Origin of the sequence: Burkholderia sp. M6-3 (assembly GCF_050858985.1) — a bacterium.
In the GTDB taxonomy this organism is placed as follows: Bacteria; Pseudomonadota; Gammaproteobacteria; order Burkholderiales; family Burkholderiaceae; genus Paraburkholderia; species Paraburkholderia caledonica.
Map to the genome: position 1 here is coordinate 2,928,262 of NZ_CP110091.1, position 16,670 is coordinate 2,944,931.

Consider the following 16,670-nt stretch of genomic DNA (forward strand, 5'->3'; position numbering starts at 1 on the left):
GGCATCGCGCGAAAGCCCGCTCAACTCTGGAGGCACTCATGGCAAACGACAAGACCGAAGGAATCAAGGAAGAACTGAAAGGCATGATCAACAAGGGCGTCGGCTCTATCACCGGCAATGAAGACAGGAAGCTCAAAGGTGAAGCGCAAATCACCGAAGGCGAAAACCGCAAGGACCTCGGCGATCAGCGTGAAAACGCCGAAAAGGGCAAGACAGATCCGGGCAACCCGTCGAATCTCTGACCGCGTTGCCGCGCTCGGCGGCGGGGCGATCCGAACCGGCCCGCGAGCGTAACCGGGTAACGCACATACCAGCATAATCGCTTGCCTAGTTGCGCTCATGCGCAATCGCTACGATGGGCGGACCGTCAAAACGGATAACCACCGCGGGAGCCCATCATGAAGCGTTTTCACATTGCACTCGCTGTTGCGAGCCTCGACGAATCGATTGTCGACTACAGCCGCCGGCTCGGACAATCGCCCGAAGCCGTCGTGCCGGGCAAATACGCGATGTGGCGAACCGACCTGCTCAACTTCTCGATCAACGAGAAACCAGAACAAGCGGGTCAACTGCGGCACGTCGGATTCGAAGACGATACCGCCAACGCGTATTCAAGCAGCGTCGATGTGAACGGACTCGAGTGGGAGCTGTTTCCGACCGCTGAGCAGGATGCGCGAATCGTCAGCACGTATGGCGTAGCTGTGCGCCCAGCGCAAGCATAGACAGGAGCCTCGCGCACCGCTCGGCACCTGTCTTCGGCTGGCAATCGAGCTGACCGGAACCTCACACCAGCCCGTTGATGGCGCGCGGCAGTCATCGACTACTCAAACATGAGGACCTGACGCGCGCAGCACCATGATCAGGGTAGGCCGCTATCCCGAGCGCTCACCTTGTTCCAGCCAGGGCCCGGATCGAACGACTTCGTTGCCTCGGCTTTCGCGGCAGTCTGCGGGCCAAGGTCACGCTCATAGACCTGCCCGGCATGACTCACCATGAAAGTCTTGATACCCGTATCTCCGTAACGCACCGGCCAGGCAATGATGGCGAAACCTCCGAACAGCTTGCCGTTGACCACGTAGTCATAGGCGCCGCCAGGCGCATGCGGTCCCTGTGAATTGAGCAGCTTGTAGTGATACCCGTGGTAACCGGCGGTCTGGGTATTGCGCGCGCTTGCATTAACGAACGCGTCGCCGAGTGGACTTGGTGGGTCGTCCGGTCCCGTCGGCCAATACAGACCGTCGTGTTTACCTGGCGAACTCACCATCTTCGACGCGTAGGCGAGCACGCCCTCGCCGTCGTGATTGGTCTCCGCGTATTCCCGTTGTGCATCGTAGATTGCGAGCATCGTCTGAATGACGGCCAGTTCGTTGCGCCCGATGCGTCGTTCCCGCATTTCTTCCGCGCCAGCGCGCGTGTCGAAGTGCCATCCCCGGTCGGTCTTCACGAGTGGGATTGGCAGCGTCCAGCCATCGTCGCCTACCTCGATCTCCGCGTGCCGCGTATCGATCGGCTTGATCGCATGCGACTTTGACCACATCGTGAGAAACGCATCACGCACCTGTGCACCAACGGGAGGAATCAGATTGCGAAAATCCTTGCCGAAGATGGTGCGCAATGCGTCCTCGCGATCTTTGACAATTGCGTCACCAAAGGCGTTCATTGCGGCCTCCGGAGTAGCAAAGTGCTGCTGAGCATGAGCCGCTGGTGAGATTGCCAACGCGAAAATCGCCGTGACCGCGAGGTTGGTGAAAATGGCAGTCAGCCACTTCTGGAAAACGTGTGAATTGAGTTTCATGGTTCCTGCTCCTCAGCGCCGCCCGCCGCGCATGCCAGGTGTCGAAAGTGCTTTGGCCACATCTATGGCGAAACGATGTAAGTACCGGCTAACAGAACACGATTACGAACTCGCACCGAGTGACCGCTCCACAGCGCGCTGCGTTCAGCTCGCACTGATTTCGTTTGAAAGCGGCTTGCCCGTCTCGAACTCCGTGACGCTTTGCAGGGTCGTCTCGCAGATGGTCGTCACCGCTTCGCGCGTGAGAAAGGCCTGATGGCCCGTGACGATCACGTTCGGGAATGTGACAAGCCGCTGAAGCACGTCGTCGGTGATGATGGTGCCCGACAGGTCGCGGAAGAAAAGGTCCGCCTCCTGTTCGTACACGTCGATCGCGAGACCGCCCAGCTGTCCGCTTTTCAGCGCATCGATGACCGCTTCGGTGTCGATAAGGGCGCCGCGGCTCGTGTTGATCAGAAGCGCGCCGCGCTTCGCGCGCGCGAGCATGCTGGCGTCGATGATGTGGTACGTCTCCGGAGTGAGCGGACAATGCAGCGAAATGATGTCCGCACTCTCGCCGATTTCCTTTGGCCGCGCGTAGCGCGCGCCCAGCGCCTCGAATTCCGCTGATGGGAACTTGTCGTAGCCAATCACGCTGCAGCCGAACCCCAGCATGATCTTCGTGAACACGCGCCCGATCTTGCCGGTACCGATCACGGCCACCACCTTGCCGTTCAGGTCGAAGCCCATCAGGCCGTCCAGAGAGAAATTGAAGTCGCGCGTGCGGTTATAGGCACGCTGGATCTTGCGGTTGATCGCCATCAGCAACGCGACCGCATGCTCAGCGACCGCGTTCGGCGAATAGTTCACGACTCGCACTACCTTGATCCCGAGGTCCTGCGCTGCTTTCAGGTCGACATTGTTAAAGCCGGTGCAGCGCAGCGCGACGAGCTTCGTGCCGCCGTGCACGAGCGCCTGCAGCACGGCGGCATCCGCACGATCGTTGACGAAGATGCACACGGCGCCATGGTTCGCGGCGAGGCTGACCGTTTCGATGTCGAGCGGGACGTCGAAATACTGGAGCCGATGGCGATGCCCCGCGTTCGCGGCATTCAGATACTCGCGGTCGTAAGGCTTGGCGCTGAAGACGGCTATTTCCATGATGATCTCCGTGGCAATTTTTGATGCAGAAGTGCCGGGTGCGATCGCTAACGGCTGGTGATCGCGCTATCCACTGGCGAGCGCCGCGGCGACCTGCACGAACAGAATCTTTGCGATGGTCATCGACGGGAAAATCATCGCGTAGCCGACGTCCGGGCGGTCGGTCGGCGCAATGCGATTGGCAAAGGCGAGGATCGCGGGATTGCCCGTCGCACCGCATAAGACGCCCACCGTCGTGTCGAACGGCAGCCTGAAGACCCACAGGCAGACCGCCGCCGTCACGACGACGAGCGCGAGCAGGATCGTGATGCCATAGAGCAGGAAGGACAGGCCGGTAACGCCGATGGTCGCGAAGAACTTCGGCCCCGAAGCGATGCCTACCTGCGCGAGAAAGATGGTCAGGCCAAGGTTGCGCAGCACGAGATTGGCCGAAAGCGGCATCGTCCAGACGAAAGGGCCGAAGCGCCGCACCCGGCCGAGCACGAGTGCGACCAGCAACACTGCGGCCAGCCCGAGCGCGAGCTTGCCGATGCCTGGAATGGATAGTGGAATAGCACCCGCCAGCAGGCCGAGCGCCGCACCGGCGCCGATCGAGATAAAGCTCAGTTCGGCAGTACCCTTGATGGAGTCACCGAAGAACGCACGAACCGCTTTGATCTGGGCGCGATCGAGCAGCAGACCGACGCGGTCGCCATATTCGAGGATGAGGTCCGGGTTCGGCATCAGGTCGGCGTCGCCCCGGCGCACGTGCGCAATAGTGCAGACAACGCCCTCGGGAAAGCGGATGTCGCGCAGCATGCGCCCGACCACGAGCCGGCTCGACGCGAACACACGCGCGTAGTCCAGGTCTTCGCGGTGACTCGTCATACGGCCCGGCTGCAGTTCGCCAAACAGCGTCGTGGCCTCGTGCAGCACGGCCGGGTCGGTGGAGGTCGCGAGCAGGACGTCGTCGGCACGCAGGACGAGGTCGTCGGCAGCCGGGCGGTTGCGGTGCTCGCGACGCACGGCGGCGATCGCCAGCCCGGTCGGCATGCGCGCCACCACTTGCGCCATATTCAACCCGATAAATGCAGGATTGCGCAGCGCGATCTCGGCCGTTTCGATGAGCGGAGGCGGCGGTCGCACGATGTTCGGTTTAAGCAATGCACTAAGGGCATACAGGAAGAGAATCGGCCCGGCAACACCGAACGGATACGCGACGCTGTAGCCCACCGCCGGCCCGTCGCTTTTCACAGCGGCGATCGCAGCCTGCAGGCTCGCCGTGCTGGTGCCGGCACCGGCGAACATGCCAAGCGATTCGTCGAGTTTCACGCCGAAGAGCGGTACGAATGCGACCGCGACCAGTCCCGAGACGATCACCCCGAGCGCGGCGGCGGCGTTGGCCCTGAGGCCGTCCGGACTCGTCAGTCCCTTGAAGAACTGGTCGCCATACTGGATACCGATACCGTAGAGGAACAGCAGCAGCCCGAATGTGCCGAGCAACGCGGGCGGTGCGGACTTCGGTGCGAAGCCGCCGATTGCCAGGCCGACGAACAGCACTGCGCCCGAGCCGAGCGACACTCCTTTAATGCTGATCTCACCGACCACGTATCCCAAGGCCACAGTGAGAAACAGCACGAAGAGCGGCTGCGTTTCGAGCAACGTCCTGACCGTATCCATGGCGGTTCCTTTTTGCCTTGGAGCGAAGACGCAGCAGCGAATGAGCCCCGGGGCCTCCGGGACACGATCCCGCCACCAGCCTGGCGCTCGTCGGGGCATTCCGGCTGCGATCGAAGGCTTTTCGATTGTTGGAAATTGCAGCCCGAAGGCGCATCTACAAATTTATGTTCAATCCGATCATGAAGACAATAGGACCATTGACCGATGTCGCGCACGCGGCGGCGACTGTAGGCTAGCCGTGGCAGTGTCACGATCCTGATATCGGTCACGGCTTGACGTCAGCGCCGCTGGACGACCCAACGGCGTCCGGTACGCAGGTCCGCGGCGGAATACCCAACGGCCCAGGTCATCCGGGCAGTTCACGGCGCCTTCCAGACAGTTCGCGCCGCTCGAAGCAGCACGTTTCAGCCGGGCGTCAAACGGAGTCGCGCCGATGAAAGCTCTTCAGCGTCCACTACGCATCGAGTTGGTCGCGCCTCTTTCGGGCGTCATGGTGCCGCTCGAAACCGTGCCCGATCCTGTCTTCGCACAGAAGATGGTCGGCGACGGCATATCGATCGATCCGACTTCGCACGAATTGCTCTCGCCGCTTCCCGGCAAGGTCACACAACTGCATAGTTCCAACCATGCCGTCACGATCACGGGCGCGAGCGGGCTCGAAGTGCTGCTTCACATCGGGCTCGACACCGTATTGCTGCGCGGCGAGGGTTTCACCCCGCTCGTCAAGGAAGGCGATACGGTCACGACGGGCCAGCCGCTGATCCGGTTCGATCCGGTCTACATCGGCGCCAAAGCGACCAGCCTGCTGACCGAGATGGTGATCGCCAACGGCGACCGCGTGACGCGCTACGTGGCCGCGAAAGGCCTCGTTACCGCAGCCGGCGACGTCGCACTGACTGTCGAACTCGCCGACGATACAACCAAAGATCAGACCGCCCGCACGACCGGCGCAGTCGTCTCCGACGAGGTCACTTTGCCGAATCCCGCAGGCATGCACGCGAGGCCGGCAGCGGTTTTCGTCGGCGCGGCGAAGAAGTACGAGTCCGAGATCCGCCTGCTGCACGGTAGCAACAGCGCGAACGCCAAGTCGATCGTGTCCATCATGGGGCTCGCGACGAAGTTCGGCGACAGGGTACGCATCCAGGCCACCGGTCCTGACGCGGGAGAAGCCGCTGGCGCGCTTGCGCGTCTGCTCGCCGAAGGTTCGGGCGAAAAAGCCGCCGACGCACCCGCCTTTGCCCCGACGAGTCTCGCGCCCACGAGTGGATCGTCTGGCGAGCCCGCCGTCGTCAAACGCGCGCAGCCTGCCGATGTCAACGGACTCACTGGCGTATCGGCTTCCCCCGGCCTCGCCGTCGGCAAAATCGTGCAGTTCCGCCAGCAGGTCATCGACGTCAAGGAAGCCGGCGAATCGCCGCAGCGCGAACGCGTGCGGCTCGAAGCTGCACACCACGAAGCGCGCCAGAACATCGAGGCGCTCAAAGCGAAGCTCACCGATCCGTCGAAGGCGCAGATTCTCGACGCGCACCTGGAATTACTCGAAGACCCCGATCTCAACGGCATGGCGATCGGCAGCATCAGCGAAGGCAAAAGCGCGGGCTTCGCGTGGCGCGCCGCCTTCGAGCAGCAGGCAGCGACACTCGAAAAGCTCGACAATCCGCTGCTGCGCGAGCGCGCGGGCGACGTCCGCGATGTCGGCCGGCGTGTGCTGGCGCTGCTGGCAGGCATGCAACAGGCGCAGATCGACGTACCCGCCGACTCGATCCTGATCGCCGAGGAACTCTCACCGTCCGACACCGCTTCACTCGATCGAACCAAAGTGCTCGGTTTCTGCACGACGACGGGCGGCGCCACGAGCCACGTCGCAATTCTCGCCCGCTCGCTCGGCATTCCGGCGATCTGCGGCATCGACGAAGATGCGCTGCAACTCGCCGACGGTACGCTCGTCGTGCTGGACGGTTCGCATGGCAGCTTGCGGCGGAACCCGAGCGCCGGTGAAGTCGAAAAGGCACGTGAGCGCATCAGCCGTCAGGCCGAAAAACGCGAAGAAGAGAAGCTCGCTGCGAGCAAGCTCGCCATGACGGCCGACGGTCACCGCGTCGAAGTCGTCGCGAACATTCGCAACGCAAAGGAAGCACGCGATGCGGTTGCGGCGGGTGCCGAAGGTGTGGGCCTGTTGCGTTCGGAATTTCTGTTCGACGATCGCGACACCGCACCGTCCGAAGACGAACAGGCCACCGAGTACTGCGCCGTTGCCGAAGCGCTCGGCCGCGAACGCCCGCTCGTGATCCGCACGCTCGACGCGGGGGGAGACAAGCCGCTCTCCTACATGCCGCTGCCGAAAGAGGACAACCCGTTCCTCGGCCTGCGCGGCGTGCGTGTGAGTCTCGATCGCCCGGACATTTTTCGCACGCAGCTGCGGGCGATTCTGCGCGCCGCTTCAATCGGCAATCTGCATGTGATGTTCCCGATGGTTGCCGCTATCGAGGAAGTGCTTGCAGCAAAAAAGATCCTGCTGGAAGAAGCCGGCGACCGCGCGAACAGCATCAAGATCGGCGTAATGATCGAAGTGCCGGCAGCCGCGTTGATCGCCGAGCCGCTCGCGCGCGAAGTCGACTTCTTCTCGATCGGCACGAACGATCTGACGCAATACACGCTCGCGATGGACCGCGGGCATCCGAAGCTCGCCAGGCAGGCCGACGGGCTTCACCCGGCGGTGTTGCGCCTGATCGGCATGACGGTCGAAGGTGCGCATAAGCACGGCAAATGGGTCGGCGTGTGCGGCGGCATCGCATCGGATGCGATCGCTGTGCCGGTGCTCGTAGGTCTCGGTGTCGACGAGCTTTCAGTCAGCGTTCCCGCCGTCGGTTCAATCAAGGCCCAGCTCGCCCGCCTGACAATGGACCGCGCGCGTCAGCTCGCCGCAGAAGCGGTGCGACTCGGCACCGCCGCGGAGGTCCGCGCCCTCCTCGCTCCGTTCGCCGAATAAGCAGTTCAACAGGAGACCGGCCGTGTTCAAACATGCGTTCGGAGTGTTGCAGAAAGTCGGCAAGTCGTTGATGCTGCCGGTCGCCGTACTTCCCGTGGCCGGCCTGTTGCTCGGCCTCGGCGCGACCGATTTCCACGGGTACGTGCCGGCCATCGTGCTCGCCCTGATGAAGAACGCGGGCGACGTGATTTTTGCCAATCTGCCGCTGATCTTCGCAATTGGCGTGGCGCTCGGCTTCACCGAAAACGACGGCGTCTCGGGCATCGCGGCAACGATCGGATATCTCGTCATGACGGCTACGTTGGGCGTGATCGCCAAGGTGGAAGGCATCGAGCCCGATATGATCATGGGCATTCCCTCGATTCAGACCGGTGTGTTCGGCGGCATCCTCGCGGGCGGCCTCGCGGCCTGGATGTTCAACCGGTACTACAGAATCGCGCTCCCGGCCTACCTGGGATTTTTCGCCGGCAAGCGCTTCGTGCCCATCGTGACCGCAATCGGCTCGATCGTGCTCGGTGCGATCCTGTCCGTCGTGTGGCCGCCCATTGGCAGCGCGATCAAGGCCTTTTCGCAGTGGGCGGCTGTGTCCGACCCGCGCACTGCGGCAACCGTCTATGGCTTTGTCGAGCGTCTGCTGATTCCGTTCGGCCTGCATCACATCTGGAACGTGCCGTTCTTCTTCGAGGCAGGCAGCTTCCTCGATCCCACGACCGGCAAGGTGGTTCACGGAGACATCACCCGGTTCTTTGCGGGCGATCGCACTGCGGGCATCCTGGCGGGCGCGTTCCTGTTCAAGATGTTCGGCCTGCCGGCGGCGGCGATCGCAATCTGGCACTGCGCCAAGCCCGAAAACAAGGTCGCCGTTGGCGGCATGATGATCTCGGCCGCACTGACCTCGTTCCTCACCGGCATCACCGAGCCGATCGAGTTCGCGTTTTTGTTCGTCGCTCCGGTGCTCTACCTGATCCATGCATGTCTCGCGGCCTCGGCGCAGTTCGTGGCCAATACGCTCGGCATGCGCATGGGCTTCACCTTCTCGCAGGGCGGCATCGACTTCCTGATGTTCAATCTGATCGGCAACAAGTCGACTCATGCGTCGTACGTCTTTATTCTCGGGCCGATCTACGCGGTGATCTACTACGGCGTTTTCCGTTTCGTGATCACCCGCTTCGATCTCAAGACGCCGGGCCGCGAGGACGACACCGTCGAAACCGCGAAGGTTAGCACCGCTGGCGTCGGCGGACGTTCGCGCGAGTTGGTGCTCGCCTTCGGCGGCCGTTCCAACATCGCCAGCCTCGACGCCTGCATCACACGTCTGCGCATCTCGGTGAAGGACCCCGCGCTCGTCAATGAGGCCAAACTCAAGGCGCTGGGCGCCGCGGGCGTCGTGCGGGTCGGCAACGGGGTTCAGGCGATCTTCGGGCCATTGTCCGAAAACATGAAGACCGACATGCAGGAATACCTGAAGACCGCCGGCAGCGAAGCCGATCTTGCAGCAGCGGACGGAACGGCTGTCACCGAGGCCACCGCGCCGACTGCGTCCGCAATTGGGAGCGCCCAGGCGTCGGCGCACAGCACGACGCAACAAGCGGCGCGTGTTGAAAAAATCCGCGCAGCGTTGGGTGGCGTCGCCAATATCCAGAAACTCGACGCGCTGGCGGCGACACGGCTGCGAGTCGGGTTGCGCGACGCCTCACAACTCGACACCGCCGCACTAAAGGCGGCCGGCGTTCCCGCGACGCAAACGCTGATCAACGGTGAGTTCGATCTGATTGTCGGCCTCGACGCGCCAGACCTGGCAGGCGCGATGCGATAGGTCCCGGGCGGCATAGCACCGCTGCAAAAGGCCCGCGAGCAACGGATAGCATGTGCGTCGCCAGCATCGGCTATATGCCGTCTCAGAGAGATCAGCCTCGCGGGTCGACACAGTGTGTGACGTCAAGTCCGCTCAGATCGCTTCGAGCACCACGACGCTGCGTGCGTCGACGCAACTCGTCTCCTGCTCGATAGGGGCGTGTTGCAAGGTGGAGACGATGTCGTTCGGACTCTCCTGTGCCGTATCGATGACCCGGCACCAGCGTCGCCCGTCAAGCACAGGAAGGTCAAACCGGCGCGCGCAGTCGTCCATGTTCAGCATAACGTGCAACGCGGACTCGCCGGACGCTTCGCCACCCAGAGTGAAGGCGAGCAGCCGAACTCCAGGATCATGCCAGCGTGGCTCGTTAAGGCGTTCGCCGTGCCAGGCAACGTCAGGATCGGCGTGGCCGGACGACGGTCTGCCAGTGAGAAAGCGTCGGCGACGCAGACTCGCGTGGCGCTTGCGCAGCGCAATCAGTTCACGCACGAAACGCAGCATGCCGGACTCTGCCTCTATCGAGCGCCAGTCGATCCAGGAAAGCACATTGTTCTGGCTATAGCCGTTGTTATTGCCGCGCTGGGTGCGCAGGAGTTCGTCGCCTGCGAGGATCATGGGCACGCCCTGGCTCAGAAACAGAATGGCCATCAGGTTACGCGCCTGCTGGTTACGCAGGCGACGAACGCCAGCGTCGTCCGTCTCGCCTTCGGCACCACAGTTCCACGACAGATTGTCATTGCTACCGTCGCGGTTTTCCTCGCCGTTGACCTCGTTGTGCTTCGCGTTGTAGCTGACGAGATCGTTGAGCGTGAAGCCGTCGTGGCAAGTGATGAAATTGATGCTGTTGGCGGGCAGCCTGCCATCGTCAGCATACAGATCGGCACTTCCTGCGATGCAGGTGGCAACCACGCCGCTCATGCCCGGATCACCGCGCACGAAACGGCGGATTACATCCCGATAGCGCCCGTTCCATTCCGCCCACGCCATGCCGGGGAATGCGCCGACCTGATAGAGACCGGCGGCGTCCCACGCTTCGGCGATCAGCGGCACGCGCGAAAGTACCCGAGAAGACTCGATCGCCCAGGGCAATGGCGGGTCGCCCAGGAGATCGCCATGCTGATCACGTGCAAACACGCTCGCCAGATCGAACCGGAAGCCGTCCACGCCGAGCTCCTGCACCCAGTATTCGAGGCATCGGACAATGAACGCGGTCACCAAAGGATGGTTGCAATTGACGGTGTTCCCGCAGCCAGTGTAGTCCCGGTAGTGGCGCCGGTCGCCAGCGTCCAGGTGATAGAAAATGTCGTTGGCAAGGCCCTTGAAATTGATGACCGGCCCGGATGCGCCCGCCTCCGCCGTATGGTTGAAGGCCACGTCGAGCAACACGCCAATACCGGCGGCGTGCATCGCGTCCGTGAGCGCGCGGAACTCCTGCGGAGCGCGTGCCGGATCGACGCAATAACGCGGATGCGGGCTGTAGAAGCTATGCGTACTGTAGCCCCAGTAGTTGCACAGCCCTCTGGCTGCGGCCGCCGGCGGAACATCCTGCGCGTCGAAGGCCATGACCGGGAGAAGCTCGACATGGGTCACGCCCAGCTGCGTGAGGTAAGGTATTTTTTCGATCAACCCGGCAAAGGTTCCGGGGTGCGTCACATTGCTCGACGGATGGCTCGTGAAGCCGCCAACATGCAACTCATAAATGACAGCGCCGTCCAGCCCGGAGGCGACCCGCGTAGCGTCAGCGGGTACAGGCTGCGTCACGATGGCCCGGTACGAAGCGTGGCCGGTCTCGAGTATCGCCGAGGCGCTCGTTCGCTTCCACAGGTCATCGCTTACGGCACGGGCATGAGGGTCGAGAAGTTCCTTGTGCGGGTAGAAAGCTCTGCCCGTGTGTTCCGCGTCCTGCACGCCGTCAAGGCGCCATGTGTAGCAGGTGCGTACCGGCAGGTCCAACACCAGCACGTGCCAGTAGAAAAAAGTGCGATTGCACTCGGACGAGAGCGGAATGACCTGAAAGGGTTCAGGGCTGTCCGGGGCCGCGTACAGCAGAAGTTCGACTTGCGTGGCATGACGTCCGAAGATACAAAAGTTGACGCCTTCGGGCACCACTGTCGCCCCTGGCGGGAACCGCGATCCTGGTCCTATTGGATAGCCCCGCGCCGGGCCGCGCTCAGCGTTGCTCAAGGTCGATTCTCACCGGACGGATGTTCCAGATCTGACTACAGTACTCGTTGATCGCACGGTCCGACGAGAACTTGCCGGCGCGTGCGGTGTTGAGGATCGACATGTGGGTCCAGTGCCGCACATCCTGCCAGGCGGCGCTCACGCGCTCCTGACACGCCACGTAGTCGGCGTAGTCGGCTAGCACGAGGAACGGATCGAATTGCAGCAGACTCTCGACCAGCGGCCGGAACATCTCGCGATCGCCGCGCGAGAACTGCCCGTCGGCGATCAGCTTCAGCACTTCCCGCAGTTCGGCGTTGCCGTTCGCATAGTCGGCAGGGCGATAGCTGTCGCGCTTGACCTGCTCGACCTGATCCGCGCTCAAACCGAAAAGAAAGAAGTTTTCTTCGCCGACCTGTTCGCGGATCTCGACGTTGGCGCCATCCAGCGTTCCGATTGTCAACGCGCCGTTCATCATGAACTTCATGTTGCCGGTGCCCGACGCCTCCTTGCCGGCCGTCGAAATCTGCTCGGAAAGGTCCGCTGCCGGGTAGATGAAATGTGCGTTCTTCACGTTGAAGTCGGGAAAGAACACGACTTTCAGTCGATCATTCACGAGCGGGTCGTTGTTGACCACTTCTGCCACGCCGTTGATCAGGCGGATGACCAGCTTGGCCATCGCATAGCCCGGCGCCGCCTTTCCGCCAAACACAAAGCAGCGAGGTGCAAGCGTCAATTGAGGATTGTTACGAAGACGTTGATAAAGCCCGATGATGAAGAGCGCATTTAGATGCTGGCGCTTGTATTCATGGATCCGCTTGACCTGAATATCGAACAACGCGCCGGGGTTCACGACGATGCCCGTCGTGCTATGGATTCGCGCGGTGAGAGCTTCTTTGTTCGATAGCTTGACGCGGCGCCACCGCTCCTGGAACGCAGCATCGTCGGCATGCGCTTCGAGGCCGCGAAGTTGTGTGGGGTCGGTGATCCAGTCCTTTCCCACTGTTTCATCCAGCAGCCGCGCAAGCTGCGGATTGCACAGCAGCATGAAGCGGCGTGGCGTGACGCCGTTGGTGACATTGAAAAACCGTTCGGGCCACATGTCGGCAAAATCCCGCATCACGGTCTGTTTGAGGAGCGCGGAATGCAGCGCGGCAACTCCGTTCACGGCGTGACTGCCGACGGTCGCCAGGTGCGCCATGCGCACCCGCTTGTCGCCCCGCTCGTCGATCAGCGACATGCGCGCCACGCGTGCCTCGTCGCCGCCATAGCGTTGCCGGACCTCGTCGAGAAAACGGCGGTTGATTTCGTAGATGATCTCGAGCAGACGCGGCAACAGGTTTCGAAACAGCGGCAGCCCCCAGGTCTCGAGTGCCTCCGGCAGCAGCGTGTGGTTGGTATAGGCCAGCGAGCGCTGGGTGATGTCCCAGGCCTCGTCCCAAGGCACCTGCCGTTCGTCCACCAGCAGGCGCATCAACTCGGCGACAGCAATGGACGGATGCGTGTCGTTGAGTTGCGCCACGAACATGTCGGCGAAGCGCTCCGTCGGCTCACCCTTGAGATCGAGCAGCCGCAGCATGTCCTGTAGCGAGCATGAAACGAAGAAATACTGCTGAGCGAGGCGCAACCGCTTGCCGGCTTCCGGCTCGTCGTTTGGATAAAGCACCTTCGAGAGCGTTTCGGATATCACCTTTTCCTGCACGGCCTGGTAATAGTCGCCGGCGTTGAAGTCCTGCAGATCGAACGACTCCACCGCCTCGCTTTTCCAAAGCCTCAACGTGTTGCAAGTGTTGACGTGAAAGCCTGCCACCGGAATATCGTAGGCCACGCCCTTGACCTTGTTCGCCGGTGTCCAGCGAACACGAAGCCGGCCGTGCGCGTCGATGTCGGTCTCGGTGTAGCCGCCGAAGGCCACGTAGAATGCCACGTCCGGACGCACGATCTCCCACGGATTGCCCATCTGCAGCCACTTGTCGGTCACTTCCACCTGCCAGGCGTCGCGGATCTTCTGATCGAAAATGCCGAACTCATAGCGGATGCCATACCCGATCGCGGGGATTTCAAGCGCAGCGAGCGAGTCCAGGTAACAGGCTGCGAGCCGGCCGAGTCCGCCGTTGCCGAGCCCCGGTTCTTCCTCCTGCGCGAGTATCGTGTCGAAGTCCTGACCGAGTGCCTGCATGGCAGCGCGCGCATTTTCCTCGATGCCGAGGCTGACCAGGTTATTGCCGAGCTGCGGCCCGATCAGAAATTCGGCGGACAGATAGCAGGCGACCCTCACCTCACGCGCGGCATGAGTTTGCACAGTCGCCACCCAGCGTTCCAGCATACGGTCTCGCACGCTGTACGCCAGTGCCATGTACCAGTCGTGCGGGGTCGCAATGGCCGGGTAACGTGCCTGCAGGCAGATGAGGTTGTCGACGATGTCGCGTTGCAGCGCGTCGGCATCCATTCCTGATCGCGCGAGTCCGGCACTGTGGAACATGTTGGCGATCGGGTTGACGGTCGAGTCGGCGGTCATGGTCTTACCCTTTTCCAATGCCCAGTTCTGTGTGGCACGCTCGTATCGCGAATTCGAACGGCCAAGCTTTGCGCGGCGCTCGCCCTGCGGGACACTCAGTCTGGCCAGACCCAGTCGGTAATCTCGGGGCGGTCGATGCCATGCGTGTGCGCATAGTTCAGGTTGCTGATGATCGCGTTCTTCATGTCTTCCCTGAGATGCGCCGTCCTGCCCTGCAATCGCGGCACGCGGTCAAGAACGTCGATGACCAGATTGAACCGGTCCACCTGATTGAGGATCGCGAGTTCGAGAGGCGTGTTGATGTTGCCCTTCTCCTTGTAACCGCGAACGTGCAGATTCTCGTGGTTGCGGAAACGATAGGCGAGCTTGTGGATCAGCCACGGGTAGCCGTGAAAGTTGAAGATGACGGGCTTGTTCACCGTGAACAGACTATCGAACTCGCGCGCAGTCGAGCCATGCGGGTGTTCGCTCGCCGGCTGCATCCTGAACAGGTCCACCACGTTCACGAAGCGCAGCTTGAGCTCGGGCAAGCGCTCACGCAAAATTGCCGTTGCCGCCAGCGATTCCTGAGTGGCGACATCGCCACACGAGGCCATGACGACGTCAGGCTCTTCGCCCTCGTCATTGCTTGCGCGCCGCCAGACTCCCAGGCCCTTCGCGCAATGCACGATCGCTTCGTCGATCGTGGTGAACTGCAAGTGCTTCTGCTTGTCCGCCACGATGACGTTGATGCAGTCGGTCGAGCGCAGACATTGGTCGGCTACCACGAGCAGCGTATTCGCGTCCGGAGGCAGGTAAACCCGCGTGACGGAAGGCGCCTTGTTGGTCACGAGGTCGATAAAGCCGGGGTCCTGATGCGAGAAACCGTTGTGATCCTGCCGCCACACAGTCGACGACAACAGGATGTTCTGCGACGACACCGACGCTCGCCACGGCACATGGTTCTTGCAGATGTCCAGCCATTTGGCATGCTGGTTGAACATCGAATCGACCACATGCGCGAATGCCTCGTACGTATGGAAGAAACCGTGCCGCCCTGAAAGCAGGTAACCCTCGAGCCATCCCACCAGCGTATGCTCCGAGAGCATTTCCATCACGCGGCCGTCTCGCGTCAATTCGCCGCCGTCCTCGTCCTCCGGCAGCAGATCGGCCATCCAGATCTTCTTGCTGGCTTCATAGATGGATTGGAGCCGGTTAGAAGCCGTCTCGTCAGGGCCGAACACGCGGAAGGTGGTCATGTTCTTGCGCATCGTGTCACGCAGGAATTCTCCGAGCGGCCGGGTGTTCTCATACAGCACCTTGCCTGCGCGACTGACGTCCACCGCGTAGGCACGGAAGTCGGGCAGCTTCAGTTCCCTGCGCAATACTCCGCCGTTGGCATGCGGATTGGCGCTGATGCGCCGTGGTCCCACGGGCGCGAGATCTCGCAGTTGAGGAATCAGCCGCCCGTCGGGATCAAACAGCTCCTCGGCCTTGTAACTGCGCAGCCAGTTTTCCAGAAGCGCCAGATTCGCGGGATTGCTACGTACCTCGGAAAATGGCACCTGATGCGATCGCCACGAGCCCTCCGCCTTGTGCCCGTTGACCTCTTTGGGTCCGGTCCACCCTTTCGGCGAGCGCAGCACGATCATCGGCCAGCGGGGTCGCTCGACCTGCGAACCTGAGCGCGCCTTGTCATGGATAGCGCGAATCTCCGCAACCACGGCGTCGAGCGTGCTGGCCATCTTCTGATGCATCTCTGCATGGTCCGAGCCTTCGACAAAAAACGGCTTGTAGCCATAGCCCACGAACAGCGCCTCGAGCTCCTCGTGGCTGACGCGCGCGAGGACGGTCGGGTTGGCTATCTTGTAGCCATTCAGATTGAGAATCGGCAGCACGGTGCCGTCGCGAGCCGGATTGACGAACTTGTTGGAATGCCAGGCCGTGGCTAACGGGCCGGTCTCCGCTTCGCCATCGCCGACCACGCAGGCAACGATGAGATCCGGGTTGTCGAATGCGGCGCCGTATGCATGCGACAGGCTGTAGCCCAGCTCGCCGCCTTCATGGATCGAGCCGGGGGTTTCCGGCGTGACATGAGAGCCGATGTGGCCCGGAAACGAGAATTGCTTGAAGAACTTCTGCATACCCTCCGCGTCTTCGCTCTTGTCCGGATACACCTCGGAATACGTGCCCTCCAGATAGGCGGGGCCGAGCACGCCAGGCGCACCATGCCCGGGGCCGGCCATGAAGATGACGTCGAGGTCGTCGCGCTTGATCACCCGGTTCAAATGCGCCCAGACAAACGAAAGCGCTGGACTCGCGCCCCAATGCCCCAGTAGCCGCTGCTTCACGTGCTCTGCCTTCAACGGCTCTCTCAGCAACGGGTTATCTATCAGATAGATCATTCCGACCGAGAGGTAATTGCATGCCCGCCACCAGGCATCGACCAGTCGAAGTTCATCTGCACTGAGGGCAGCCGTTTGCGAAGCGCCCGCGGCGTATTGCTCCCTCATAACGTAGTCTCCTGAACAGCAGGTCTCATCCAGACGCGTGCAAATGCGAATGGGGCACA

The 16,670-nt window shown here is 62.1% G+C and carries 10 protein-coding genes; 4 read left to right on the top strand and 6 right to left on the bottom strand.

Annotated features, from left to right (window positions below; genetic code table 11):
* The first annotated feature begins 38 nt into the window (after positions 1–38).
* Positions 39–242 carry a CsbD family protein gene (locus OH764_RS30705; RefSeq protein ID WP_498849799.1) on the top strand — a complete coding sequence of 68 codons (204 nt, stop codon included), beginning with the start codon at positions 39–41 and terminating at the stop codon, positions 240–242.
* A gap of 156 nt (positions 243–398) precedes the next feature.
* The gene (locus tag OH764_RS30710) at positions 399–722 is read left to right on the top strand and encodes a VOC family protein (protein ID WP_498849800.1); all 324 of its coding nucleotides are present in this window, start codon (positions 399–401) and stop codon (positions 720–722) included.
* A gap of 137 nt (positions 723–859) precedes the next feature.
* Here the strand turns inward: OH764_RS30710 and OH764_RS30715 are convergent, their stop codons facing one another.
* From OH764_RS30715 to OH764_RS30725, 3 genes are all read right to left on the bottom strand, one after another.
* A complete protein-coding gene (locus OH764_RS30715; protein ID WP_498849801.1) occupies positions 860–1,795 on the bottom strand; it encodes a DUF2950 domain-containing protein in 936 nt (311 codons plus the stop codon).
* A gap of 144 nt (positions 1,796–1,939) precedes the next feature.
* On the bottom strand, positions 1,940–2,935 hold the full coding sequence (locus OH764_RS30720; RefSeq protein WP_498849802.1) for a 2-hydroxyacid dehydrogenase: 996 nt from the start codon (positions 2,933–2,935) through the stop codon (positions 1,940–1,942).
* Positions 2,936–3,001: 66 nt separating this feature from the next.
* A complete protein-coding gene (locus tag OH764_RS30725) occupies positions 3,002–4,594 on the bottom strand; it encodes an aspartate:alanine exchanger family transporter (RefSeq protein WP_498849803.1) in 1,593 nt (530 codons plus the stop codon).
* Between the two features lie 433 nt (positions 4,595–5,027).
* On the opposite strand from OH764_RS30725, the gene ptsP reads away from it, so the two are divergent.
* Complete coding sequence (gene ptsP, locus OH764_RS30730; protein ID WP_498849804.1) at positions 5,028–7,583, top strand: phosphoenolpyruvate--protein phosphotransferase; 2,556 nt, start codon at positions 5,028–5,030, stop codon at positions 7,581–7,583.
* Positions 7,584–7,605: 22 nt separating this feature from the next.
* Positions 7,606–9,399, top strand: a complete 1,794-nt coding sequence (gene ptsG, locus OH764_RS30735; RefSeq protein WP_498849805.1) for a PTS sugar transporter subunit IIBC — start codon at positions 7,606–7,608, stop codon at positions 9,397–9,399.
* A 132-nt stretch (positions 9,400–9,531) separates the two neighbouring features.
* Here the strand turns inward: ptsG and OH764_RS30740 are convergent, their stop codons facing one another.
* The 3 genes from OH764_RS30740 to OH764_RS30750 all read right to left on the bottom strand — a co-directional run bounded on the left by OH764_RS30740 (position 9,532) and on the right by OH764_RS30750 (position 16,611).
* Positions 9,532–11,544 carry a glycogen debranching protein gene (locus tag OH764_RS30740; RefSeq protein WP_498849806.1) on the bottom strand — a complete coding sequence of 671 codons (2,013 nt, stop codon included), beginning with the start codon at positions 11,542–11,544 and terminating at the stop codon, positions 9,532–9,534.
* Positions 11,545–11,608: 64 nt separating this feature from the next.
* Positions 11,609–14,119 carry a glycogen/starch/alpha-glucan phosphorylase gene (locus OH764_RS30745; RefSeq protein WP_498849807.1) on the bottom strand — a complete coding sequence of 837 codons (2,511 nt, stop codon included), beginning with the start codon at positions 14,117–14,119 and terminating at the stop codon, positions 11,609–11,611.
* Positions 14,120–14,214: 95 nt separating this feature from the next.
* Positions 14,215–16,611 (bottom strand): phosphoketolase family protein, encoded by a 2,397-nt coding sequence (locus tag OH764_RS30750; RefSeq protein ID WP_498849808.1) that lies wholly within the window; start codon positions 16,609–16,611, stop codon positions 14,215–14,217.
* Between the last annotated feature and the right edge of the window lie 59 nt (positions 16,612–16,670).